Origin of the sequence: Streptomyces sp. SID8352 (genome assembly GCF_009862265.1) — a bacterium.
Taxonomy (GTDB): Bacteria; Actinomycetota; Actinomycetes; order Streptomycetales; family Streptomycetaceae; genus Streptomyces.
This window is the reverse complement of the sequence record NZ_WWGX01000012.1, coordinates 1-23,027: the sequence shown is the minus strand read 5'-3', so window position 1 is coordinate 23,027 and position 23,027 is coordinate 1. Positions and strand designations below refer to the sequence as shown.

Annotated in this window: 14 protein-coding genes; 12 read left to right on the top strand and 2 right to left on the bottom strand. The window is 76.1% G+C overall.

Annotation, left to right across the window (positions count from 1 at the left end):
- Positions 1–28 precede the first annotated feature (28 nt).
- Positions 29–214 (bottom strand): hypothetical protein, encoded by a 186-nt coding sequence (locus GTY84_RS04145; RefSeq protein ID WP_161224715.1) that lies wholly within the window; start codon positions 212–214, stop codon positions 29–31.
- A 299-nt stretch (positions 215–513) separates the two neighbouring features.
- On the opposite strand from GTY84_RS04145, the gene GTY84_RS04140 reads away from it, so the two are divergent.
- The 11 genes from GTY84_RS04140 (at position 514) to GTY84_RS04085 (ending at position 17,610) form a co-directional block, all read left to right on the top strand.
- The gene (locus GTY84_RS04140; RefSeq protein ID WP_161224714.1) at positions 514–1,590 is read left to right on the top strand and encodes a radical SAM protein; all 1,077 of its coding nucleotides are present in this window, start codon (positions 514–516) and stop codon (positions 1,588–1,590) included.
- 422 nt (positions 1,591–2,012) lie between these two features.
- Complete coding sequence (locus GTY84_RS04135) at positions 2,013–2,720, top strand: iron-containing redox enzyme family protein (RefSeq protein ID WP_161224713.1); 708 nt, start codon at positions 2,013–2,015, stop codon at positions 2,718–2,720.
- A complete protein-coding gene (locus GTY84_RS04130; protein ID WP_161224712.1) occupies positions 2,717–2,920 on the top strand; it encodes an aroma-sacti cluster domain-containing protein in 204 nt (67 codons plus the stop codon). Before GTY84_RS04135 ends, GTY84_RS04130 begins: the two co-directional genes overlap by 4 nt.
- 103 nt (positions 2,921–3,023) lie before the next feature.
- Entirely contained in the window at positions 3,024–6,869 is a 3,846-nt protein-coding gene (locus GTY84_RS04120) for an adenylate/guanylate cyclase domain-containing protein (protein ID WP_237532029.1), read from the top strand.
- On the top strand, positions 6,866–7,720 hold the full coding sequence (locus GTY84_RS04115) for a S8 family serine peptidase (protein ID WP_161224711.1): 855 nt from the start codon (positions 6,866–6,868) through the stop codon (positions 7,718–7,720). The genes GTY84_RS04120 and GTY84_RS04115 overlap by 4 nt, the downstream gene beginning before the upstream one ends.
- On the top strand, positions 7,717–8,319 hold the full coding sequence (locus tag GTY84_RS04110) for a GAF domain-containing protein (RefSeq protein ID WP_161224710.1): 603 nt from the start codon (positions 7,717–7,719) through the stop codon (positions 8,317–8,319). Before GTY84_RS04115 ends, GTY84_RS04110 begins: the two co-directional genes overlap by 4 nt.
- 269 nt (positions 8,320–8,588) lie before the next feature.
- Positions 8,589–10,559, top strand: coding sequence for an ABC transporter ATP-binding protein (locus tag GTY84_RS04105; RefSeq protein WP_161224709.1), 1,971 nt, complete (start codon positions 8,589–8,591; stop codon positions 10,557–10,559).
- On the top strand, positions 10,556–12,424 hold the full coding sequence (locus tag GTY84_RS04100; RefSeq protein WP_161224708.1) for an ABC transporter ATP-binding protein: 1,869 nt from the start codon (positions 10,556–10,558) through the stop codon (positions 12,422–12,424). The genes GTY84_RS04105 and GTY84_RS04100 overlap by 4 nt, the downstream gene beginning before the upstream one ends.
- A gap of 550 nt (positions 12,425–12,974) precedes the next feature.
- Positions 12,975–15,026 carry a M4 family metallopeptidase gene (locus GTY84_RS04095; RefSeq protein ID WP_161224707.1) on the top strand — a complete coding sequence of 684 codons (2,052 nt, stop codon included), beginning with the start codon at positions 12,975–12,977 and terminating at the stop codon, positions 15,024–15,026.
- Positions 15,027–15,324: 298 nt separating this feature from the next.
- Positions 15,325–16,977, top strand: coding sequence for a M4 family metallopeptidase (locus GTY84_RS04090; RefSeq protein WP_345943335.1), 1,653 nt, complete (start codon positions 15,325–15,327; stop codon positions 16,975–16,977).
- Positions 16,978–17,100: 123 nt separating this feature from the next.
- On the top strand, positions 17,101–17,610 hold the full coding sequence (locus GTY84_RS04085; protein WP_161224705.1) for a DUF1990 domain-containing protein: 510 nt from the start codon (positions 17,101–17,103) through the stop codon (positions 17,608–17,610).
- A gap of 310 nt (positions 17,611–17,920) precedes the next feature.
- Here the strand turns inward: GTY84_RS04085 and GTY84_RS04080 are convergent, their stop codons facing one another.
- Complete coding sequence (locus GTY84_RS04080) at positions 17,921–20,545, bottom strand: glycosyltransferase family 1 protein (RefSeq protein WP_161224704.1); 2,625 nt, start codon at positions 20,543–20,545, stop codon at positions 17,921–17,923.
- 1,117 nt (positions 20,546–21,662) lie between these two features.
- On the opposite strand from GTY84_RS04080, the gene treS reads away from it, so the two are divergent.
- On the top strand, positions 21,663–23,027 hold a 1,365-nt coding region (treS, locus tag GTY84_RS04075), incomplete at its 3' end, for a maltose alpha-D-glucosyltransferase (RefSeq protein ID WP_161224703.1).

The window sequence follows — 23,027 nt, the reverse complement described above, 5'->3', positions numbered from 1 at the left end:
CCGGTCCGGCCGGCGCCGGGGCGACGGTTCAGCAGCTCGCGGCCACGCAGGAGGAACAGCTCATCGCGGGGGAGATCACGGACTCCCCCTCGAGGCCGCCGGCCTGGAGTCCGAGCACCGCGTTCTTGACCGCGTCCTTCGACAGGTGGGCCTCGACCTCGGGGCTGTCGTTCTCGGGGGTGCTGTCCTCGGTGGGCTCGATGGCGTCGGCCATGGGTTCACTCCTCACGGACGGGACTCCGGGCGGCGGTCGCCGGCCGGTGGAACAGGACGCTAGGCAGCGGCGGTTCCCCGCCGGTCAAGAGCCGGTATGCGAGCGGTATGGACGCTGTTCGGGCCGGGTCACCGGCCGCCCGGCACCGCCCCCGGGGCTCCTCGGCACCGCCCGGCACCCGTCCGGCCTGCCGGTTTACCGGTACACAGGCGGCGCCGAACCGCCCGTTGACCGCCCGCCGGGACGCTGGGTGGCCACGGCCGCCCACCGGCCGGGCGACGAGACAGGGAGGTGCGCCCGTGCGTCTGTCCGACCTGCTGCGGCTGCGGCCCGTCCCGGGCGCGGGACTGCTGCTGACCCTCACCCGGCGCTGCCCGCTGAGCTGCGCCCACTGCTCCACCGCCTCCACGATGTCCGGCGAGGAGCCGGACGGGGGGCATCTGCTGCGCTTCGTCGGCTCGTTCGGCGCCGCGGACCGCCCCGAGGTGCTCCTGCTGACCGGGGGCGAGCCGCTGCTGCGGCCGGAGCTGACCACCGCGCTCGCGGTCGCGGCCCGCGCGGCGGGCACCCGCAGCGCGCTGCTGAGCGGCATGTTCTTCGCCCGCTCCGGCCGGGTCCCCGGGCGGATCATGCGCGCGGTCACCGCCGTCGACCACTTCTCCGCGAGCCTGGACGCCCACCACGAGCGCGAGGTGCCCCGCGCCGACGTGCTGCGGGCGGTGCGGGAGATCCGCGACGCGGGGGTGCCGGTCAGCTTCCACCTCACCGGGAGCGGCCCCCGGGACCCCTATCTGGCCGAGGTGACCGCCGAGATCCGCCGGGAGTTCGCCGACCGGGTGCCGATGCTGGTCACCGCGGTCCGCCCGCTGGGCCGGGCCGCCGCCTGGGCGGGCGCCGCCCGCGTCCTCCCGGACGGCGACCGGCCGCTGCCCTGCGCGCTGGCGGCCTGGCCGGTGGTGGCCTTCGACGGCACCGTCCTCGCCTGCTGCAACCAGCGCGCCGTCGACGCCCGCCCGGCCCCGGCGCACCTGCGCCTCGGCCACATCGCCGAGGACGGCTGGCCCGCCGTGCGGCGCCGCTCGGGCGCCTCCCCCGTGCTGCGGATGGTCCGCGCCGCAGGCCCCGTCCATCTGTACGCCCGCCACGGCGACGGGGGCGCGGGCGGGGAGGGCGGCTACTGCGCCTCCTGCCACCGTCTGGAGCGGCATCCCGGGGTGCTCGCCGGAGCCGCCCGCGACGGCACCGGACCGGTGGGGGAGCTGCTCGACGCGGAGGCCGCCCGGCGCCAGACGGCCGCCGGCCCGGTCGCCCTCGTACGGCGGCACGGCTGCGCCCCGTACGCGGATCTGGTCGCGCTGGACGGGGACCCGCGGTGAGGGGTGCGGCGGGCGGCCCGGAGGGGGACGTCACGGGCGGCGCCGTACGGGGTGCGGCGGGAGACGCGGCGGGGGTCGTGGGCGGTGCCGCACGGGGCACGCGGGGCGGCCCGGCGGGGACCCCGGACGGCGCGGCACGCGGTGCGGTGGGCCGACGGGCGGGGGGTGCCGCGGGCGGCGCGCGGAGCGCGGGGGGCCACCGGGCGGCGGCTCCTGACGGCACGGGAGGCGCGGGAGGCGGGCCGGGGCGGACAGGGGGTGGTGCGCCGGCCGCGGAGAGGCTCCCGGCGGGGGACGTGGGCGGCGCTGCCGGGGCCGCCGTGGGGGAACCGGCCGGGGGCGGTGCCGCCCGGGTCGCCGTGGGGGGACCCGGGGGCGGTGCGGCCGGGCGGGCGGTGGAGGGAGCGGCCGGGGGCGGTGCGGTGGGGGCCGCGCCGTTCTCCCGGGTGCTGCGGACCAAGCTGTCGCTGGCCGAGCCCGCCGTGCACGCCGCCGCCGCCCTGCTCTGGCGGCCGGACGGGCTGCGCCCGCGCTATCTCGCCTACCTGGGCGCCATGCACGCCCTGGTCCGCGCCTCCGTACCGCTGATGGAACGCGCCGTCGCCCGCTGCGAGGCGGCGCCGCCCGGCGACCCGGTGGCCCGCCCGCTCGCCCGGTACCTGCGCCGGCACATCGAGGAGGAGCGCGGCCACGACGACTGGCTGCTCGCCGACCTGGCCCTGGCCGGGGGCGACGCCGCCGCCGTGCGCGCGGCGCTGCCGCCCACCGCCGTCGCGGTGCTGACCGGCGCCCCGTACTACTGGGTCGAGCACCACCACCCCGCGGTCCTCCTCGGCTACATGGCCGCGCTGGAGGGGAACGCCCCCGCCGGCTGGCTGGCGGAGCACCTCGCCGCCGGGACCGGCCTGCCCGACGCGGCCTTCCGCACCCTGCGCGCGCACGCGGCGCTGGACTCCGCCCACGTGGCCGCCCTGGACCGGGTCCTCGACCGGCTGCCGCTGACCGGGCCCCAGCGCACCGCCGTCTCGGTCGGCGCCCTGCACACCGTGTCGGGCCTGGCCCGGCTGCTGTCCGAACTCGCCGCCCGGCCCGCAAGGACGGCCGCGGCCCCGTCAGGAGGTCACCGATGAGCGACGACCGCACCGCCCGCTTCGCCCGGCTGGCCGCGGCGGGCTTCCCCCTCGACGCGCTCACCGACGAACAGGTGGAGGTGCTGCTGTCGATGACCGAGCAGGAGGTCGCGCTCCTCATCGACATCGGGCGGCGGCTCGGCGAGGTGGGCCCCGAGGTGCAGGCCCACAGCGAGGTCGCCGGCGGCGCGCTGTTCTGAGCGGCGCGCCGCGCCGGGCGACGCGTTGCTCCGGGCGACGCGCCGCGCCGAGCGGCACCCCTCCCCCGTCCACCCGACCGGCCACCGCGACGAGGTCCCCGCCATGAGCTGCACGAGCTGCCGGGCCGCCCTGCCGGGCGGGGCCCGCTTCTGCCCGTCCTGCGGCACCCCCTGCCGTCCGCCGGACCCGTGCCCCGTCCCGTCCGGGGGGCCCGGGCCGGAATTCCCGCCCGGACCGGTCGAGGCCCGCAAGGTCGTCACCGTGCTCTTCTGCGATCTGGTCGGCTCCACGGCGCTCTCCGAGGCCCTCGACCCGGAGACCCTCCGCGCCGTCACCCTGCGCTACTTCGCGCTGATGCGCGGCCAGGTGGAGGAGCACGGGGGCACGCTGGAGAAGTTCATCGGGGACGCCGTGATGGCCGTCTTCGGGGTGCCCTCGGTGCGCGAGGACGACGCCCGCCGCGCCCTCGGCGCCGCGCTCGGCATGCTCGACGCGCTGGACCGGCTCAACGCCGACCTCGAACAGGCCCTGGGGATCGGGCTGGAAGTGCGCATCGGCGTGAACACCGGCCCCGTGGTGGCGGCTTCGGACGCCTCGGCGCGGCAGGCCCTCGTCTCCGGGGAGACCGTCAACGTCGCGGCCCGGCTGGAGCAGCACGCCGACGCCGGGAGCATCCTGCTCGGCCCGGAGACCCGTCTCGCGGCGGGCCCCACGGTCCGCGTCGAGGAGGTCGGCCCGCTGCGCCTCAAGGGCAAGTCGGTGCCGGTGACGGCGTACCGCCTGCTGGGGCTGGGCGGCGACGAGCCCGACCAACTGCGGCGCTTCGACATCCCGTTCGTGGGACGCGGCGTCGAACTCGACGCGCTGGACGCGGCGCTGGCCCGTGCGACGGCGACGGCGGGAGCCCCGCGGACGACCTGGACGCCGGGCGCGCCCGGCGGCGCGCGGACCGCGAACGGCGCCCCGGCGCAGGGCGGTCGGGCCGTCACGGACGTCCGTGACCGGAGGGACGGCACCGGACCCGGCCCCGACGCCGACCCGTGGCTCGAACGGGACGGCTCCCCGAGCACGGCCGGCACGCGCGACAACGCCCCCGACGTCGTCGGCCGCATCGACGCCCCCCACGACGCGGCCCACGACACCCGCCCGGCCCCGGCCACCCCCGAAGACAGCACCGGCCCCCATTCCGTGAACAACTCACCCCCCGGTGTTCACGCCGACACGGACACCGACCGGGACACCTCACCCCGCACGGCCGAGCCCCACCGCGCGGTCCGGGACACCGCGGACGAAGGCTCCTGGAGTGGGGAGGCTCCGGCTGGCCGGGGCACCGGCGTCGCGGACGGCGGGAGTCCTTCCGGCGGCCCGCCGGGGAGCCGTGCCGCCGGGACCGGCGCCGCGGGTCCCCCTCTCCGGCACCTGCTGCTGGTGCACGGGGAGGCCGGGCTCGGCAAGACCCGGCTCGTCCGGCAGTGGCTGGCGACCCGGGCCGGGCCCCGGGTGGCGTACGGCGCCGGGCGCTGCCGCCCCTACGGCGACCGGGGCACCCTCTGGCCGCTGGCCGACGCCCTCACCTCGCTGCTGGCCGCCCGGCGTTCCGGGGCCGCGGAGCGGGACGCGGCGGACGCCCTGGCCGTGCTGGCGGGCGGCCTGCTCGCGGACGGCACCCCCAGCCCCTCGCCGGACGACACCTGCGCCGCGCTGCTCCAGGTACTGACCGCCGCCGCCACCGGCGGCCCGGTGGTGCTGGTCCTCGACGACTGCCACTGGGCCGCTCCGGCCCTGCTTGACCTGGTGGACCGGCTCGACCGGGAACTCGGCGACGCCCCCGTCCTGCTGCTCTGCCTGGCCCGGCCCGAGTTGCTGGACTCCCGTGCCGCGCCGCCCGGAACCACGCTGGCCCTGCCGGGGCTGCCGGAGGCCGACGCGCGGCTGCTGGCGGAGGTCCTCGCCGGAGCCACCGCCCGGCTCACCACCCGGGTCGGCGCGGCCGACGGCCGGTCACCCCGCGCCGACCCGCCCGGCGCCGACGCCGGCGCCGGGACGTTCCACGCCGGACCGCCCGAGGGCGTCATCGCTCCGGGCGGCGGTGCGCCCCGCCTCGGCCCGACCGGCAGCGCGCCCGGCACCCCGGCCGGCCTCACCCCCGGCGCCCCGTCCGGCGCGTCCTCCGCCGCCCCGCCCGGGCTGCCCGACCGGCTGCTGGAGCGCGCCGGAGGCAACCCCCTGCACCTGGAGCAACTGCTGCTGCCGCTGCCCCGCGGCGCCCGGGCCGACGACCCGCCGCCCACCGTGCAGGCGCTCCTGGGCGCCCGGATCGACGCCCTGACCGGCGCCGAGCGGGTCACCCTGGACCTCGCCGCCGTGCTGGGCGGCCGGTTCGACGCCGGGGAGCTGGCCGAACTGGCCCGCGGTACCCGGCGCGGCACCGTCGAGGCGCTGCTGGCGCTGGGCCGCCACCGCATGGTCGAACCGGCCGCCGACGGGCGCGGCTACCGGTTCGCCAGCGGACTGGTCCAGGAGGTCGCGTACGGCTGCATGTCCAAGCGGGCCCGCGCCGAACGGCACGAGCGGGCCGCCGACCTGCCCGGGGTCCGGGCGCGCGGCGACGGCGCGGTCGGCGGCCATCTGGAGCGGGCCTACCGCTACCGGCGCGAACTGGGCCTGGTGACCGAGGAGCTGGGGACGCTGCGGCTGCGGGCGGCCGGTGCCCTCGGCCGCGCCGGGGCGCAGGCGCTGGCCCGCTCCGACCTGCCGTGGGCCGACGACCTGCTGAGCCGGTCCACCGCCCTGTACGGACCCGGCGACCCGTCCGCCGCGGGGGCGCTGCGCCGCCTCGGCGAGGTCCGGCTGGCGCTGGGCCGGGTGGCGGAGGCACGGGAGCTGCTGCGGCGCACCGCCGCGCCCCCGGCCGACCCGCTGGAGCTGGCGCACGCCCGGCTGAGCCTGGCGGTGGCCGGGGTGCCGGACGGCGGCTCCCCGGCCGAGGCCGCCCGGGGGACACTGCCCGTCTTCGAGGCGGCCGGCGATCCGCTCGGGCAGGCCAGGGCGTGTCTGCGGCTCGGCCAGCACCGGCAGGCGCAGGGCCGGCACGGCGAGGCGGACACCCTGCTCACCCGGGCCCTGGCGCACGCGGTGGCCGCCGACGCCGAGCCGGAGCGGGCCGCCGCGCTCGGTGCCGTCGGCGTCTCGCTGTGGCGCGGCCCGGAGCCGCTGCCGACGGCGCTGGACCGCTGCCGGGCGCTGCTCGCCGAGCACGGGCGGCGCCCCACCGTACGGGTGACGCTGAACTGCCCGCTCGCCGTCATGCTGGCGCTGCGCGCCCGGCCGGCCGAGGCGTGCGCCCGGCTGGCGGAGGCGGAGCGGCTCGCGGAGCGGCTCGGCTACGCGGAGGCGCGGGTGTTCCTGCCCCTGTTCGGCGCGCTGGTCGACACCCTGGCGGGCCGGGGCGGCCGGGCGCTGGGCGCGCTGGACCGGGCGGCCCGCGAGGCGCGGTCGCTGGGCGCCGACGCGCTGCGGGACACGGTGGCCCTGGAGTCGGCACGGGTCCTGCTGGACCAGGGGCGGTGGCGGGAGGCGGCGGCGGCGCTCGCCCCGCTGTCCGGGCGGCCCGGCCGCCCCCCGGCCGAGGCGGTGGACCTGGACGGGCTGAACGGCCGGCTGGCCGCGGCCCGGGGCCGGGACGGGGAGGCCCGGGAGCTGGCGGCCCGCGCGGTCCGGGCGGCGGCGGACACCGACTCCCCGCTGGTCCGGGCGCTGGCCTCGCTGGACCTGGCGCACACCCTGCGGGCCCTGGGCAGCGGCCGGGAGGCCGTCCTGGCGGCCCGGGCCGCCGAGGAGTCGTTCACCGCCAAGGGCCATCTGCCCGGCGTCGGCTGGGCGCGGGCCGTGCGGCTCGCCAGCCCGGCGCGGCGGCCGGCCCCGCGAGGAGAGGAGAGTTCCGCATGACGACCGCGACGGCGGGCCCCGGCGACGGGCTGACCTGGAGCCTGCGCGGCCGGGGCCCAGGGGACATCCCCGTCCTGGCCGACCGGGGCCCCGAACCGGCCGAACGGCCGCTGCCCGGCGGCACCGGCGCCGGTGTCCGGGTGTGCGTGGTGGACTCGGGGGTGGAGCGGGACCACCCGCTGGTGGGCCCGGTCGCCGGGTCCCGGGTGGTGGTCCGGGACGACGACGGGACCGTCTCCGTGCGGGAGACGGACACCGGCGACGTCTGCGGCCACGGCACCGCGTGCGCCGGGATCATCCGCCGTACGGCCCCGGAGTGCGAGCTGCACAGCGTGCGGGTCCTCGGAGAGCGGTTCTCCGGGACCGGCGACATGCTGATCGCGGGGCTGCGCTGGGCCGTCCGACAGCGTTTCGACGTGATCAACCTCAGTCTGTCCACCACGCGGGCGCGGTTCGCGGAGGAGCTGCACGCCCTCGCCGACGAGGCGTACTTCAACCGGACGGTGATCACCGCCTCGGCGCACAACACGCCGGTGGAGAGCTTCCCGTGGCGGTTCGCCTCGGTCGTCTCGGTCGGCAGCCACCAGGAGGACGACCCCGGGCTGCACCTGTACAACCCGGACCCGCCGGTCGAGTTCTTCGCCCCCGGGCAGAACGTCGAGGTGGCCTGGCTCGGCGGGGCCAGCATCCGCACCACCGGCAACAGCTTCGCCACCCCGTTCGTCGCCGGGCTGTGCGCCCGGCTGCTGTCCGCGCACCCCCGCATGACGACCTTCCAGCTCAAGAACGCCCTCTTTCTCTCGGCGGCCAACGTGCAGGTCGCCCGACCCGGCAGCAGAGGTGCCCCATGACTCTTCCGATCGGGCCCGCGACGGCCCCCACCCCCGACGGTCCGGGCGAGGACGCCTCGGTCCGGGAACTCCTCCAGTCGGTCGTCGACGTGGCGCGGGCCATCTTCGGCGCCGGGGCCAGCTCGGTCCTGCTGCTCGACGACGGCACGCAGGAACTGGTCTTCCAGGCGGTGTCCGGTCAGGGGGAGGAGTTCCTGACCGGGCGGCGCTTCCCGGCCGGACGGGGCATCGCCGGGTGGGTGGCGATGTCCGGGGAGTCCGTGATCGTGGACGACCTCGCCCGGGACTCCTCCTTCGACCGGGCGCTGGCGGAGTCCACGGCGTACGTGCCGGACGCGCTGATGGCGGCGCCGCTGCTGCACGACGACCGGGTCCTCGGCGTGCTGGAGGTGCTCGACCCGGCCCCGCAGGCCCGCTCCAGCCTCAGCGAGCTGGACCTGCTGTCCCTCTTCGCGCGGCAGGCCGCGGCGGCGCTGCGGATCGCCATCGACCGCCGGCCGCGGGCGCCCCGGCGGGGCGGGCTCGCCGGTGACCAGCGGGCGGCGGCGGTGCGGCTGATGACGGAGCTGGAGCGGCTGCTGGCGGACGCCGACGCGTAGGGCCGCCGGGACGTGCGGGCCGACACGTAGGGCCGCCGGACCATCGGGGCCGACACGTAGGGACGCCGGGACGCCGACACACCGGGACGCCGGAGGCGGGCGCGGGCGCGGGCGCGGCTGCCGGGGCGGCACCCGGCGGGGGCCGTCCCCGCGCCCCGGGCGGGGGCCGTTCCGCCGGAGGTTCCCCCTCCGGCCCCCTCCCCCGGGGCGGCCCGGCCGCGCGGAAACCCACTGGGCAGTGTCAGTGGTGAACCGTAGGCTCGGTCCTGATGCCCACCACACCTGCCTCCCCCGAGGAATCCCCCCCGGACCGCTCCGCCGTGCGCGCGCTGCTGCGGCTGTGGCCGTATGTGCGGCCCGTGCGGGCCCGGCTGTCCTTCGCCGCCCTCATCGCGGTCGTCGCCTCCTGCACGGGGCTGGTGATCCCGCTGGTCCTGAAGTGGATGGTGGACGGGCCCGTCGCGGACGGGGACACGGCCGGGGTGTGGCTCGGCGCCCTGTTCCTGCTGCTCCTGGGGGTGGGCGAGGCGCTGCTGTTCGGGCTGCGGCGGTGGCTGGTGGCCCGGCCGCTGTCGCGGATCGAGGCGCGGATGCGGGCCGACCTCTACCGGCACGTGCAGCGGCTCCCGGTCGCCTTCCACGACCGGTGGGCGTCGGGGCAGCTCCTCTCGCGCGGCACCACCGATCTGATGCTGCTGCGCATGTTCCTGGCGTTCCCGCTGACCTTCCTGCTGGTCAACGGGGTGACGATCCTGGTCGGCGTGGTCATCATGCTGATGCAGGACTGGCTGCTGGGACTGGTGATCCTCGGACCCGCCGTGCCCGTGGTGGCCACCCTGGCGGCGTTCGAGAAGAAGTACTCGGCGGTGGCGCGGCTCGCCCAGGACCAGGTGGGCGATCTGACGACCGTGGTCGAGGAGAGCGTGCTCGGCATCCGGATCATCAAGGGCTTCGGGCGCCACCGCAGCCAGGCGCGGGCCTTCCGGGAGCTGTCCGGGACCCTGCGGGGGACGGAGCTGCGCAAGGCGCGGCTGCTGGCCGGCATCTGGGCGGTCATCGTGACCCTGCCCGAAGTGGCCGTCGGCGCGGCGCTGGTGGTGGGCGTGGTCCAGGTGGCCGACGGGGCGCTGTCGGCGGGGACGCTGGTGGCCTTCCTGTCCACGGCGCTGGCGCTGCGCTGGCCCGTGGAGTCCATCGGCTTCCTGCTGGCGATGAGCCAGGAGGCGGCCACCGCGACCGACCGGTACTTCGAGGTGATGGACGCCGAGGAGGAGAGCGGCACGGCGTCCGCCCCACCCGCCGCCGGGCGGAGCGTCCGTGTCGCCCACCGCCCGGCCGCCCCGGTCCCGGCCGCCCCGCACCCGGCCGCCGGGGCCCCGTCCGGAGTCGCCGGGGCGGGGACCCCGGACGCCTCGGTTGCCGGGGCCCCGGCGGCCAAGGGCGCCGTCGGCCCCGGCGCCCGGGAGGCGGGACGCCCCGGCACCGCCGGGCTCCGCTTCGAGAACGTCCGCTTCCGCTACCCCGACGCGCCCCCCGGCTCCCCTCCCCTGCTCGACCGCGTCGATCTGCACATCCGCCCCGGCGAGTCGATGGCCCTGGTCGGCGCCACCGGCAGCGGCAAGACGACGCTCACCGCGCTGATCCCCCGGCTGCACGAGGTGACCTCCGGCCGGATCACCCTGGACGGCGTGGACATCACCGCCCTGCCCCGCGAGGAGCTGCGCGCCCTGGTGGCCGTCGCCTTCGAGGAGCCCACCCTGTTCTCGGCCACCGTCGGGGAGAACGTCCTCATGGGCGCCGGTCCCGGCGCGGGTGACGACGAGCTGGTCCGGGCCCTGGCCATCGCCCAGGCCGACTTCGCGCACGCGCTGCCGCAGGGCACCGGCACCCCCGTCGGCGAGCAGGGGCTCAGCCTGTCCGGCGGGCAGCGCCAGCGCCTCGCCCTGGCGCGGGCCGTGGTCGGCAGGCCGCGGTTCCTCGTCCTGGACGACCCGCTGTCCGCGCTGGACGTGCACACCGAGGCGGCCGTCGAGGCCGCGCTGCGCCGGGTCCTCGCGGACACCACCGCGCTGATCGTGGCGCACCGCCCCTCCACGGTCCTGCTCGCGGACCGGGTGGCGCTGCTCTCCGGCGGCCGGATCGCCGCCGTCGGCAGCCACCAGGAGCTGCTGCGCACCCATGCCGAGTACGCCCATCTGATGGCGGGACACGAGGAGCACGAGGAGGGGGACGTCCGATGACGGCGCCCACGGCCACCGCGCCGGACCGTGAACGGCCCGAGGGCGAGGACCGGGCGAGGGGTTCCGGCGCCGTCGTCGATCCCGTCGACCAGGATCTGCTGGCGGGCCCGCCCGGGGCGACCGCCGCCCTGCTGCGCTCCCTGCTGGCGCCGTTGCGGGCCCGGGTGGCCGCGGCGGCGCTGCTCCTGCTGCTCCAGCAGGCGGCGGTGCAGGCGGGCCCGCTGCTGGTGGCGTACGCCATCGACCGCGCGGTGCCGGCCCTGCGGGCGGGCGACAGCGGGCCGCTGGTCGCGGTGGCCGCCGGCTATCTGCTCTGCTCGGTGGCCGGGGGCGCCCTGCAGTACGGCTTCATCATCCTCTCGGCACGGGTCAACCAGGACGTGCTGCTGGAGCTGCGGGGCCGGATCTTCCGGCACGCGCAGGCGCTGAGCGTCGACTTCCACGAGCGCTACACCTCGGGGCGGCTGATCTCCCGGTCCACCACGGACGTGGAGTCGCTGCGGGAGCTGCTCGGCGACGGGCTCCAGGAACTCGTCACGGTCGTCCTCTCCTTCGTCTCCATCTCGCTGATGCTGCTGTGGCTGGACCTGGGCCTCGGGGCGGTCGCGGTGGGGTCGTTCGTGCCGCTGTGCCTGCTGATCCGGTCCTACCAGCGGCGCGCGGGCCGGGTCTACGCGGAGCGGTCGACGGCGATGGCGGCGGTCATCGTGAAGTTCGTGGAGACGCTGAACGGCATCCGCCCGGTGCGGGCCTTCCGCCGGGAGGCCGCCAACGACGCCGACTTCGCGGTGCTCAACGCCCGCCACGAGCGGACCAACGGGGACGCGCTGCTGGAGATGGCCCGCTATGTCGTCGGCTCCCGGCTGGTCGCCAACACCGCCGTCGCGGGGATCGTGCTGTGGGGCGCGTACCGGGTGGCGGAGGGCACGCTGGCGCTCGGGGTGCTGGCGGCGGCCGTGCTCTACCTGCGGCGCCTGTACGACCCGATCGACCGGCTCGGCATGTTCCTCAACTCCTACCAGTCCGCGGGGGCCTCGCTGGAGAAGATCGCCGGGCTGCTGGCGCAGACCCCGTCGGTGCCGGAACCGGCCGCGCCCGGGGAGCTGCCGCCCCTGGCGTCGGAGCACCCCGGGCGGGAAGTGGTCTTCGACGCGGTGAGCTTCGGCTACCGCACCGGCGGCGAGGTTCTGCCCCGCTTCGACCTGGTCCTCCCGGCCGGGCAGACCGTCGCGGTGGTGGGCTCGACCGGGGCGGGCAAGTCGACGCTGGCCAAGCTGCTCGCCCGGTTCTACGACCCCTCGGCCGGGCGGGTGCTGCTGGACGGGACGGACCTGCGCGAGCTGGCCGTGCCCGAACTGCGGCGCGGGGTGGTGATGGTGACGCAGGAGGCGTTCCTGTTCTCCGGCACGGTCGCGGAGAACATCGCCATCGGGCGCCCCTCGGCCACCCGGGAGGAGATCGAGCGGGCGGCGCGGGCCATCGGCGCCCACGAGTTCATCGCGGCCCTGCCCGACGGCTACGACACCGACGTCCGCAAGCGGGGCGGGCGGATCTCCGCCGGGCAGCGGCAACTGGTGGCGTTCGCGCGGGCGCTGCTGGCCGACCCGGCGGTGCTGATCCTGGACGAGGCGACCAGTTCGCTGGACGTCCCCGGGGAACGGGCGGTGCAGCGGGCGATGGCGACGGTGCTGCGGGGCCGTACGGCGGTGGTGATCGCGCACCGGCTGTCGACGGTGGAGATCGCGGACCGGGTGCTGGTGATGGAGGGCGGCCGGATCGTGGAGGACGGCCCCCCGGCCGAACTGATCGCCGGCACGGGCCGCTTCGCCCATCTGCACCGCGCCTGGCGCGACAGCCTGTCCTAGGCACTGTCCTGAGCCGACCCGGGCGGCACGGGCACCCCGGGCGGGCGACGGCGGGCCCGGGACGGCGGACGCGCGGCGGCTCCCGGACCGGCGCGCGGCGGCCCCCGGGCGGTCGCCGAGGCCCGGGCGGACGCGGCACCTGGCGAGGGGCTCCCGCACCCGGCCGGACGCGCGGTGCCTCCGGTACGGACGCGGCCCGCCCCGGTGCGGACGCGCCCCCGCCCCGGGGCGGGCGGTGGCCCCCTCCCGGGGCGCGGACGGGCCGGAGCCGCACCACGTGAAGGGTCCGTATATCGAACGTGAACGCCCGGACAACGAACGACTTTCGGCCAACCTACTGACGCGCTCCTGACAAGAACCACGTTCTCCTGCGACTCTTCCGACGGCCGTTCCGCAGCGCCCCCGCAACCGGCGTTCCAGCGCCGCGCCCCGGCCCGCTCCACGCGTCCGCACACCACATCTGCGTATCTCCCGCACCGCCCGGCCGGCCCACCCGCCGGCCGGTCTCCCCAGGCCGCGCGATCCGCGGCCCGCGCAGAAGGAGTCAGTGTTGAGCAGCAGCTCTCCCCACAGAGACACCTCTCCCGTCCCACCCCACCGCAGGACCCGGCTCCGCTCCGCCGCCGTCGCCCTGGCCGGCGTCGCCGCGCTGGTGGCGGCGGCCGTCCAGTCCGGTCCGGCCACCGCCGCCCCGACGGCGCCCCCCGCCAAGGGCGCCGGACTCGTCGCCCTCTCCCCCGCCCAGCGCGCCGGACTGATACGCGACGCCGGTGCCGCCACCGCCCGGACCGCCGCCGAACTCGGCCTGGGCGCCAAGGAGAAGCTGGTCGTCCGCGACGTCGTCAAGGACCGCGACGGCACCCTGCACACCCGCTACGAGCGCACCTACGACGGACTGCCCGTCCTCGGCGGCGACTTCGTCGTCGAGAGCCGCCCCGGAGGGGCCCCGAGGACCGCCACCGTCACCCGCGCCGTCGCCCCCGCCACCGTGACGCCGAAGATCTCCGCCGCCGGGGCCGAGACCCGGGCCATCGCCGCCGCCAGGGCGGCCGGCGCCGAGAAGCCGGACGCCGACCGCGCCCCGCGCAGGGTGGTCTGGGCCGCGCAGGGCACCCCCGTCCTCGCCTACGAGACCGTCGTCGGCGGCCTCCAGGAGGACGGCACCCCGAGCAGCCTGCACGTCGTCACCGACGCCGCCACCGGCGCCGAGCTGTACCAGTACCAGGCCGTCCACAAGGGCACCGGCAACACCCTGTACAGCGGCACCGTGACACTGGGCACCGCGCAGTCCGGGTCGTCGTACTCGCTGACCGACACCGCCCGCGGCAACCACAAGACGTACAACCTCAACCGCGGCACCTCCGGCACCGGCACCCTCTACTCGGGCGCCGACGACGTCTGGGGCAACGGCACCGCCGCCGACAGCGAGACCGCCGCCGCCGACGCCCACTACGGCGCCGCGCTGACCTGGGACTACTACAAGCAGGTGCACGGCCGCTCGGGCATCCGGGGCGACGGCGTCGGCGCCTACTCCCGGGTCCACTACGGCAACGCGTACGTCAACGCCTTCTGGGACGACAGCTGCTTCTGCATGACCTACGGCGACGGCACGGGCAACAGCCGCCCGCTCACCGCCATCGACGTGGCCGGGCACGAGATGACCCACGGCGTCACCTCCAACACCGCGGGCCTCGTCTACAGCGGTGAGTCCGGCGGCCTCAACGAGGCCACCTCGGACATCTTCGGCACCTCGGCCGAGTTCTTCGCCGCCAACGCCTCCGACGTCGGCGACTACCTCATCGGCGAGAAGATCAACATCAACGGCAACGGCACCCCGCTGCGCTACATGGACAAGCCCAGCAGGGACGGCGCCTCCAAGGACTCCTGGTACTCCGGCATCGGAGGCATCGACGTCCACTACTCCTCCGGCCCCGCCAACCACTTCTTCTACCTGCTGAGCGAGGGCAGCGGCGCCAAGACCATCAACGGCGTCAGCTACGACTCGCCCACCGCGGACGGCCTCGCGGTCACCGGCATCGGCCGCGCCAAGGCGGAGCAGATCTGGTTCCGGGCCCTGGTCACGAAGTTCACCTCGTCCACCAACTACGCGGGCGCCCGCACGGGCACCCTCGCGGCGGCCGGCGAGCTGTACGGGACGACGGGCACCGAGTACGCGGCGGTGCAGGACGCGTGGGCGGCCGTCGGCGTCGGCGCCCGCTCCGGCGGCGGCGACCCGACCGACCCGCCCGGCGACGGCTCCACCTTCGAGAACACCGCCGACGTCCAGATCCCGGACTACGGCGCGGCGGTCACCTCGCCGATCACGGTCACCGGCCGCACCGGCAACGCCCCGGCCAACCTCCAGGTCTCGGTCGACATCGCGCACTCCTGGCGCGGCGACCTCCAGATCGACCTGGTCGCCCCGAACGGGGCGACGGCCCGCCTGAAGAGCAGCGGCTACGACCCGGCACCCGACGTCCACCAGACGTGGACGGTCAACGCCTCCTCGGTCGCGGCCAACGGCGTCTGGAAGCTGCGCGTCCAGGACAAGGGCCCCGGTGACACGGGCTACATCGACGGATGGAAGATCACCTTCCCCTAGACCACCCGGCTCCCGAGGGGTCCGCGCGGGGTCGGTTTCCGGCCACCGCGGACCGCGCCGCCCGCACCCCGGAGCGGCGTCCCGACCGGGGTGCCGCCCCCGGAGACCCCGTTCCCGGGGGCGGCGCCCTCCCCAAGATCACTCCATTCCGGCCGGACCGATTCGGCCAACACCCTTCGACCCTGGTGACATGTACACGTCGAAGGTGTCAGTGTTCTCCCCACCCGCCGCACAACTTCGCACTCAGCAACGGCCGGACACCCCACATCCGGCCGGACCCCCCACCCAAGGAGTCTGTGTGTCCTCCCTCTTCTCGCGCCACAAGCGCACCACGCTCGCCGTCGCCACCGCCGTCGCCGCCGGAGCCCTGCTCACCACCGGCCTGACCGCCCAGACCGCCGCCGCCGGCAGCACCCCCGCGCCGCGCACCCTCGGCGCCGCCCCCGTCGCCCTGTCGAGCACGGCCCGTGCCGCGCTGATCCAGCAGGAGCAGGGCACCGCCGCCGCCACCGCCGGGGAGATCGGCCTCGGCGCCAAGGAGAAGCTGGTCGTCCGCGACGTCGTCAAGGACGCCGACGGCAGTGTCCACACCCGCTACGAGCGCACCTACGGCGGGCTGCCCGTCCTCGGCGGCGACCTCGTCGTCCACAAGAGCGCCTCCGGCGTCACCCGGAGCGTGACCCGGGCGACCGAGGCCACCATCAAGGTCCCGACCCTCACCCCGAAGGTGTCCGCCACCGCCGCCCGCAAGCAGGCGCTCGGCGCCGCCGACGCCGCCGGGGCCACCGGGGCGTCCGCCGACTCCACGCCCCGCAAGGTCGTCTGGGCGGCCGAGGGCACCCCCGTCCTCGCCTACGAGACCGTCGTCGGCGGCCTCCAGGAGGACGGCACCCCCAACGAGCTGCACGTCATCACCGACGCCGCCACCGGCGCCCGGCTCAGCGAGTGGCAGGGCGTCGAGACCGGCACCGGCAAGACCCTGTACTCGGGCACGGTCAGCCTGACCACCACCCTGTCGGGCTCGACGTACCAGCTCTACGACACCACGCGCGGCGGCCACAAGACCTACAACCTGGCCCGCGGCACCTCCGGCACCGGCACCCTGTTCACCGACGCCGACGACGTCTGGGGCACCGGCGCCGCCTCCAGCTCCTCCGCCGACCAGACCGCCGCCGCGGACGCCGCCTACGGAGCCCAGACCACCTGGGACTTCTACAAGAACACCTTCGGCCGCAACGGCATCCGCAACGACGGCCGGGCCGCCTACTCCCGCGTCCACTACGGCAACGCCTACGTCAACGCCTTCTGGCAGGACAGCTGCTTCTGCATGACGTACGGCGACGGCTACAGCAACACCAGCCCGCTCACCTCGCTGGACGTCGCCGGCCACGAGATGACCCACGGCGTCACCGCCAACACCGCCCGCCTCGTCTACAGCGGTGAGTCCGGCGGCCTCAACGAGGCCACCAGCGACATACTCGGCACCGGCGTGGAGTACTACGCCAACAACGCCTCCGACAAGGGCGACTACCTCATCGGCGAGAAGATCAACATCAACGGCAACGGCACCCCGCTGCGCTACATGGACAAGCCCAGCAAGGACGGCGCCTCGAAGGACTACTGGTACTCCGGCATCGGCGGCGTCGACGTCCACTACTCCTCCGGCCCCGCCAACCACTTCTTCTTCCTGCTGGCCGAGGGCAGCGGGGCGCGGACCGTGGACGGGGTCAGCTACAACTCCCCGACGTACAACAACTCCACCATCACCGGCATCGGCCGCGCCAAGGCGCTGCAGATCTGGTACAAGGCGCTCACCACCTACATGACGTCCACGACCAACTACAAGGGCGCCCGCACGGCGACCCTGAACGCGGCGTCGGCCCTGTACGGCGCCTCCAGCACCGAGTACCAGACGGTCGCGGCGGCCTGGACCGCCATCAACGTGACCTGACCCGCCCCGCACCACGGCGGGCGGGTGCCCGGGGACCCGCGGTCCCCGGGCACCCGCCCACGGGCTGCCCCGATGCCCCGGCCCCCGCCGGGCGCCACGGGGCAGCCCTTACGCTTGGGCCCCATGTCCTTCACGTACGACGACGTCGGCGCGACCCGCGAGCGGGGCCCCTGCCCGCCCGGCTTCCGCCCCCTGCACGTACGCACCCGCCTCGGCGAGGGCGAGCGGATCTTCCGGCGGGCGGCCGAGGCCGTGCTCACCTGGGAGATGCACCGCGAGGCGGGCATCGGCATCGAGACCGGTGCCCTGCGGGCCGCGCCCGGCGTCGACGTCACCGTCACCCTCGCCGGTCTGCTCCGGGCGCCCTGCCGGGTGGTGTGGACGACCGAGGAGTACCGCCGGGCGGGCTGGGCCTACGGCACCCTGTCCGGCCACCCCGAGTCCGGCGAGGAGGCCTTCGTCGTGGACCGCACCGGCGACGGCACCGTCTGGCTGACCGTCACCGGCTTCAGCCGCCCCGCCCGCTGGTACGCGCGGGCCGGGGGTCCGGCCACCCGGGGCTTCCAGCACGCCTACGCCCGGCGGTGCGGCACCGTGCTGCGGCGGCTGAGCGGGGGCGACGAGCAGGACTGAGGCCCTCGCGGGGCGGGGCCGGGCCCCCGCCGGCGAGGCCGGCGACCTGGCCGGAGCCCGGGGCCGGTGACCTGGCCGGAGCCCGGGGCCGGTGCTCAGGGCCGGAGCCCGGGGCCGGTGACCGGGCGCGGGCCGTCCGGGGTTCCCGGCCCTCCGCGGTCCCGGTCCGGCGGCGGCTCCGGGCGCGGCGGCGGCTCCGGTTCCGGTGACGGCTGCGACCCGTCGCCGCGCCGGCACCCAGACACCCCGGCGTCCCGCCCCGTCAGCACCCCAGCGCATCAGCGCATCAACGCATCAACGCATCAACGCATCAGCGCATCAGCGGTGCCGCCGTACCGGCCGGCTCGTCGGTCGGCACGGCCACCAGGCCCGTGTCGGCGCCGGAAGCCAGCAGCGGATGGGACGGCAGCACCCGCACCGTGTAGCCGAACGGTCCGGTGCGGTCCAGCGCGAGCGGCCCCTCGTAGACCCAGCGGCCCTCCAGGTCCGGCCCGCTCACCGGCTTCAGCGCCAGGGCGGCCGCGCCGGTGATGCGGTCCCCGGAGTCGACCCGCCCCGAGACCGCCTGCACCTCCACGTCGTCCGGGGCGAGGTCCCCGAGGCCCACCCGCACCCGCAGCCCCAGCGTGCTGCCGAGTTCGGCGGTTGCGGTGGCCGCCGACGCCTCCACGTGCCCGACCCGCACCCCCGGCCAGGCCGCCCGCACCCGCGCCTTCCACTCGGCCAGCCCGCGCGCCGCGTCCGGCTCCATCGCCCGGTGCGCCTCGGCCGCCGGGGTGTACAGCCGCTCCACGTATTCCCGGACCATCCGGCCCGCCAGCACCCGGGGCCCCAGCAGGCTCAGGGTGCGGCGCACCATCTCGATCCAGCGGTCGGGCAGACCGCTCCGCCCCCGCTCGTAGAAGGGCGGGGTCACCCGCTGCTCCAGCAGCTCGTAGAGGGCCGCCGCCTCCATCGCGTCGCGCCGTTCCGGATCGCTCGCGGCGCCGTCGGCGGTGGGGATCGCCCAGCCGAAGTCCGGCTGGTACCACTCGTCCCACCAGCCGTCCAGCACCGACAGGTTGAGGCAGCCGTTGAGCGCCGCCTTCATCCCGCTGGTCCCGCACGCCTCCAGCGGCCGGAGCGGGTTGTTCAGCCAGACGTCGCAGCCCGGGTAGAGCTTCTGCGCCATCCCCATGCCGTAGTCGGGCAGGAACACGATCCGGTGCCGCACCCGCGGATCGTCCGCGAACCGCACCAGCTCCTGCACCAGCCGCTTGCCGCCGTCGTCCGCCGGGTGCGCCTTGCCCGCGACCACGATCTGCACCGGCCGCTCGGGGTGCAGCAGCAGCCCGGTCAGCCGCTCGCGGTCCTCCAGCATCAGCGTCAGCCGCTTGTACGAGGGGACGCGCCGCGCGAAGCCGATGGTCAGCACGCCGGGGTCGAGGACACCGTCGATCCAGCCCAGCTCGGCCTCGCCCGCGCCGCGCTCCCGCCAGGAGGCCCGCAGCCGCTCGCGCACCTCGGCGACGAGCTGTCCGCGCAGGGTGCGGCGCAGCTCCCAGAGGTCCTCGTCGGGGATGTCGGTGACGGAGTCCCAGCGGTCCGGTCCGCCGACGGTCAGCGCCTCCTCGGCCCGCTCGGCGCCGATCGCGCGGGCGCCCAGCCGGAACACCTCGGGGGCCACCCAGGTCGGGGCGTGCACCCCGTTGGTGACGGAGGTGATCGGCACCTCGTCGGCGTCGAAGCCCGGCCACAGCCCGGCGAACATCTCGCGGCTGACCCCGCCGTGCAGCAGCGAGACGCCGTTGGCGCGCTGGGCGAGGCGCAGGCCCATCACGGCCATGTTGAAGACTCCGGGCTCACCGCCCGGGTAGCTCTCCCCGCCCAGCCGCAGCACGCGTTCGGCGCCGATGCCGGGGAGTTCGGCGCCGGGGCCGAAGTGGCGGGCGATCAGGTCGCGGTCGAAGCGGTCGATGCCGGCCGGCACGGGGGTGTGGGTGGTGAAGACGGTCCCGGCCCGGACCGCCTCCAGTGCCGAGTCGAAGTCCAGCCCCCCGTCGCAGAGTTCCGCGATCCGCTCGACGCCGAGGAACCCGGCGTGGCCCTCGTTGGTGTGGAACACCTCCGGCGGGGCGTGGCCGGTGATCCGGCAGTAGGCCCGCACCGCCCGGACGCCGCCCATCCCCAGCAGCATCTCCTGGAGCAGCCGGTGGTCGCTGCCGCCGCCGTAGAGCCGGTCGGTGACGCCGCGCTCCCCGAGGTCGTTCTCCTCCACGTCCGAGTCGAGCAGCAGCAGCGGGACGCGGCCCACCTGGGCGAGCCAGATCCGGGCGCGCAGTTCCCGGCCGCCGGGCAGGGCGAGGGCGACGCGGGCGGGGGTGCCGTCCGGCTCCTCCAGCAGGGCCAGGGGCAGGGCGCCCGGGTCGAGGACCGGGTAGTGCTCCTGCTGCCAGCCGTCGCGGGAGAGGGACTGGCGGAAGTAGCCGTGGCGGTAGAGCAGGCCGACGCCGACCAGCGGCACCCCGAGGTCGCTGGCGGCCTTCAGGTGGTCGCCGGCCAGGATGCCGAGCCCGCCGGAGTACTGGGGCAGGGCGGCGGTGATCCCGAACTCGGGCGAGAAGTAGGCGACGGCGGCCGGGAGCCGGGCGGACCGCTCCCGGTCCTGGTACCAGCGGTCACCGGTCATGTAGCGGTCGAGGTCGGCGGCGGCCCCGGCCAGCCGGCGCAGGAACTCCCCGTCCCCGGCCAGCTCGGCCAGACGCGCGGGCGGGACCGTGCCGAGCAGCCGCACCGGGTCGCCCCCGGCGTCGGCCCAGCACCCGGGGTCGACGGACCGGAACAGGTCGCGCGTCCCCTCGTGCCAGGACCAGCGCAGATTGCGGGCCAGGTCGCTGAGCGGCCGGAGGGGGTCGGGGAGAACGGGACGGACGGTCAGACGGCGGATCGCCTTCACACTCCACCTCTACGCATTCGCTCGGTCGGACGGTGGGCCTTCTCGGCGCCGACGACGTTACGGCGCCGCTTCGTCCACCGCCGGGCGGTTCACCCCCTTGAGGGGTGATTCCTCGCGGAATGCGGTGGTCCTGGGCGCCGGATGGGCTAACGGCGCGAGCGCCCGCGGGGCGCGGTCGTCCGCTCCGGCGAGGGTGGGGCGCGTCCGGGACGAGGGGGGCGTCCCGTACGAGGTGGGGTCCCTCCCGCAGAAGGCGGAGGCGGGCCCCGGCGGTGGGCCCGGGGCCACGGTGGCGTGCCCGGGGTCCGGGTCACCGCGGCGGGGTCCTGGGGGGAACGGGCCGGGAGAAGGGCCCGGTGGGGAAGCCCGGTGATGGGCCCGATGGGGAGGCCACGGGGCGCCAAAGGGGTGGGGCGGGCGTGCCGGGCCCGTCTCCGGCCCCACCGCGTGACTACTCCCCCTGGAGGACCGCCGCCGGGCGACCGGCGCAGTGCCCCACCGGATGCCCGGGGGACGGCGCCTCCCCCATCCGGCCCATCTCCACCACCGCACCCGCCCGTCCCCACCGCCGCTTCCGGTGCCTCCCCGCCCCCGCCGACGGCCCGTCCCCCGACGGCGGGACCATCGGAGCCCGGGTCCTCCTCCCCCCGCGGCCACCCCGTCACGCCGCGCGAGCCCCCCCGGCCCCTCCGGCGGGACACGGCGCCCCGGGCGGGAACCGCCAGCTCACCCCCGTCGCCCGCCGGGAGACGTTCCCCGGCGCCGCGCTCCCCGGCGCGCACCCCCGTCACCGGGAACGGCCCCGCGACCCACCGCCCGTCCCCCGTCCCGTGCCCCGCGGACCCCCGTACGCCCGGGGCGGCGGGCGCCGGACGGCGTCTCCGCCGGGCGGCCGGCCTCGGAGCGCACCACAACCCGGAGGGCCACGTCCTCGTTGGACATGCCGCAACTCGGCTCGGAACGGCCCGAGTCGGTGCCGACGGGAGAGCCTCCCGCCGGCGGGACCAGTCACCCGGGGCAGGACCGGCATGCGCGTCACGGAACGGGCCGCTCGGCCCCCGTACGTCCGCCCGGTCCTGCGACCGTCCACCCCGCAGACCGGAGGGTCACCCATCTCATGACCGTCAACGAGCCCGTACCGGACACCTTCGAGGACACCCCCGCGAGCGACCGCGACCCCGACTGGTTCAAACGGGCCGTCTTCTACGAGGTCCTCGTCCGCTCCTTCCAGGACAGCAACGGCGACGGCATCGGCGACCTCAAAGGACTCACCGCACGCCTCGACTACCTCCAATGGCTCGGCGTCGACTGCCTCTGGCTCCCCCCCTTCTTCCAGTCCCCCCTCAAGGACGGCGGCTACGACGTCGCCGACTACACCGCCGTCCTCCCCGAATTCGGCGACCTCGCCGACTTCGTCGAATTCACCGACGCCGCCCACCAGCGCGGCATGCGCGTCATCATCGACTTCGTCATGAACCACACCAGCGACCAGCACCCCTGGTTCCAGGAATCACGACGCGACCCCACCGGCCCCTACGGCGACTACTACGTCTGGGCCGACGACGACACCCGCTACCCCGAAGCCCGCATCATCTTCGTCGACACCGAAGCCTCCAACTGGACCTACGACCCCCACCGCCGCCAGTACTACTGGCACCGCTTCTTCTCCCACCAGCCCGACCTCAACTACGACAACCCCGCCGTCCAGGAGGAAATGCTCGCCGCCCTCAAATTCTGGCTCGACCTCGGCATCGACGGCTTCCGCCTCGACGCCGTCCCCTACCTCTACGCCCAAGAAGGCACCACCTGCGAAAACCTCCCCGCCAGCCACGCCTTCCTCAAACGCGTACGCCACGAGATCGACACCCACTACCCCGACACCGTCCTCCTCGCCGAAGCCAACCAATGGCCCGAGGACGTCGTCGACTACTTCGGCGACTACACCACCGGCGGCGACGAATGCCACATGGCCTTCCACTTCCCCGTCATGCCCCGCATCTTCATGGCCGTCCGCCGCGAATCACGCCACCCCGTCTCCGAAATCCTCGCCAAAACCCCCGCCATCCCCTCCAACTGCCAATGGGGCATCTTCCTCCGCAACCACGACGAACTCACCCTCGAAATGGTCACCGACGAAGAACGCGACTACATGTACGCGGAATACGCCAAAGACCCCCGCATGCGCGCCAACATCGGCATCCGCCGCCGCCTCGCCCCCCTCCTCGACAACGACCGCAACCAGATCCAGCTCTTCACCGCCCTCCTCCTCTCCCTCCCCGGCTCACCGATCCTCTACTACGGCGACGANATCGGCATGGGCGACAACATCTGGCTCGGCGACCGCGACGCCGTCCGCACCCCCATGCAATGGACCCCCGACCGCAACGCCGGATTCTCCTCCTGCGACCCCGGCCGCCTCTGCCTCCCCACGATCATGGACCCCGTCCACGGCTACCAGGTCACCAACGTCGAAGCCGCCATG

What these genes read in the sequence shown, in the direction of transcription:
- GTY84_RS04145 (WP_161224715.1), bottom strand. Translation starts at nt 214, where the DNA reads ATGGCCGACGCCATCGAGCCCACCGAGGACAGCACCCCCGAGAACGAC.
- GTY84_RS04130 (WP_161224712.1), top strand. Translation starts at nt 2,717, where the DNA reads ATGAGCGACGACCGCACCGCCCGCTTCGCCCGGCTGGCCGCGGCGGGC.
- GTY84_RS04120 (WP_237532029.1), top strand. Translation starts at nt 3,024, where the DNA reads ATGAGCTGCACGAGCTGCCGGGCCGCCCTGCCGGGCGGGGCCCGCTTC.
- GTY84_RS04115 (WP_161224711.1), top strand. Translation starts at nt 6,866, where the DNA reads ATGACGACCGCGACGGCGGGCCCCGGCGACGGGCTGACCTGGAGCCTG.
- GTY84_RS04110 (WP_161224710.1), top strand. Translation starts at nt 7,717, where the DNA reads ATGACTCTTCCGATCGGGCCCGCGACGGCCCCCACCCCCGACGGTCCG.
- GTY84_RS04105 (WP_161224709.1), top strand. Translation starts at nt 8,589, where the DNA reads ATGCCCACCACACCTGCCTCCCCCGAGGAATCCCCCCCGGACCGCTCC.
- GTY84_RS04100 (WP_161224708.1), top strand. Translation starts at nt 10,556, where the DNA reads ATGACGGCGCCCACGGCCACCGCGCCGGACCGTGAACGGCCCGAGGGC.
- GTY84_RS04085 (WP_161224705.1), top strand. Translation starts at nt 17,101, where the DNA reads ATGTCCTTCACGTACGACGACGTCGGCGCGACCCGCGAGCGGGGCCCC.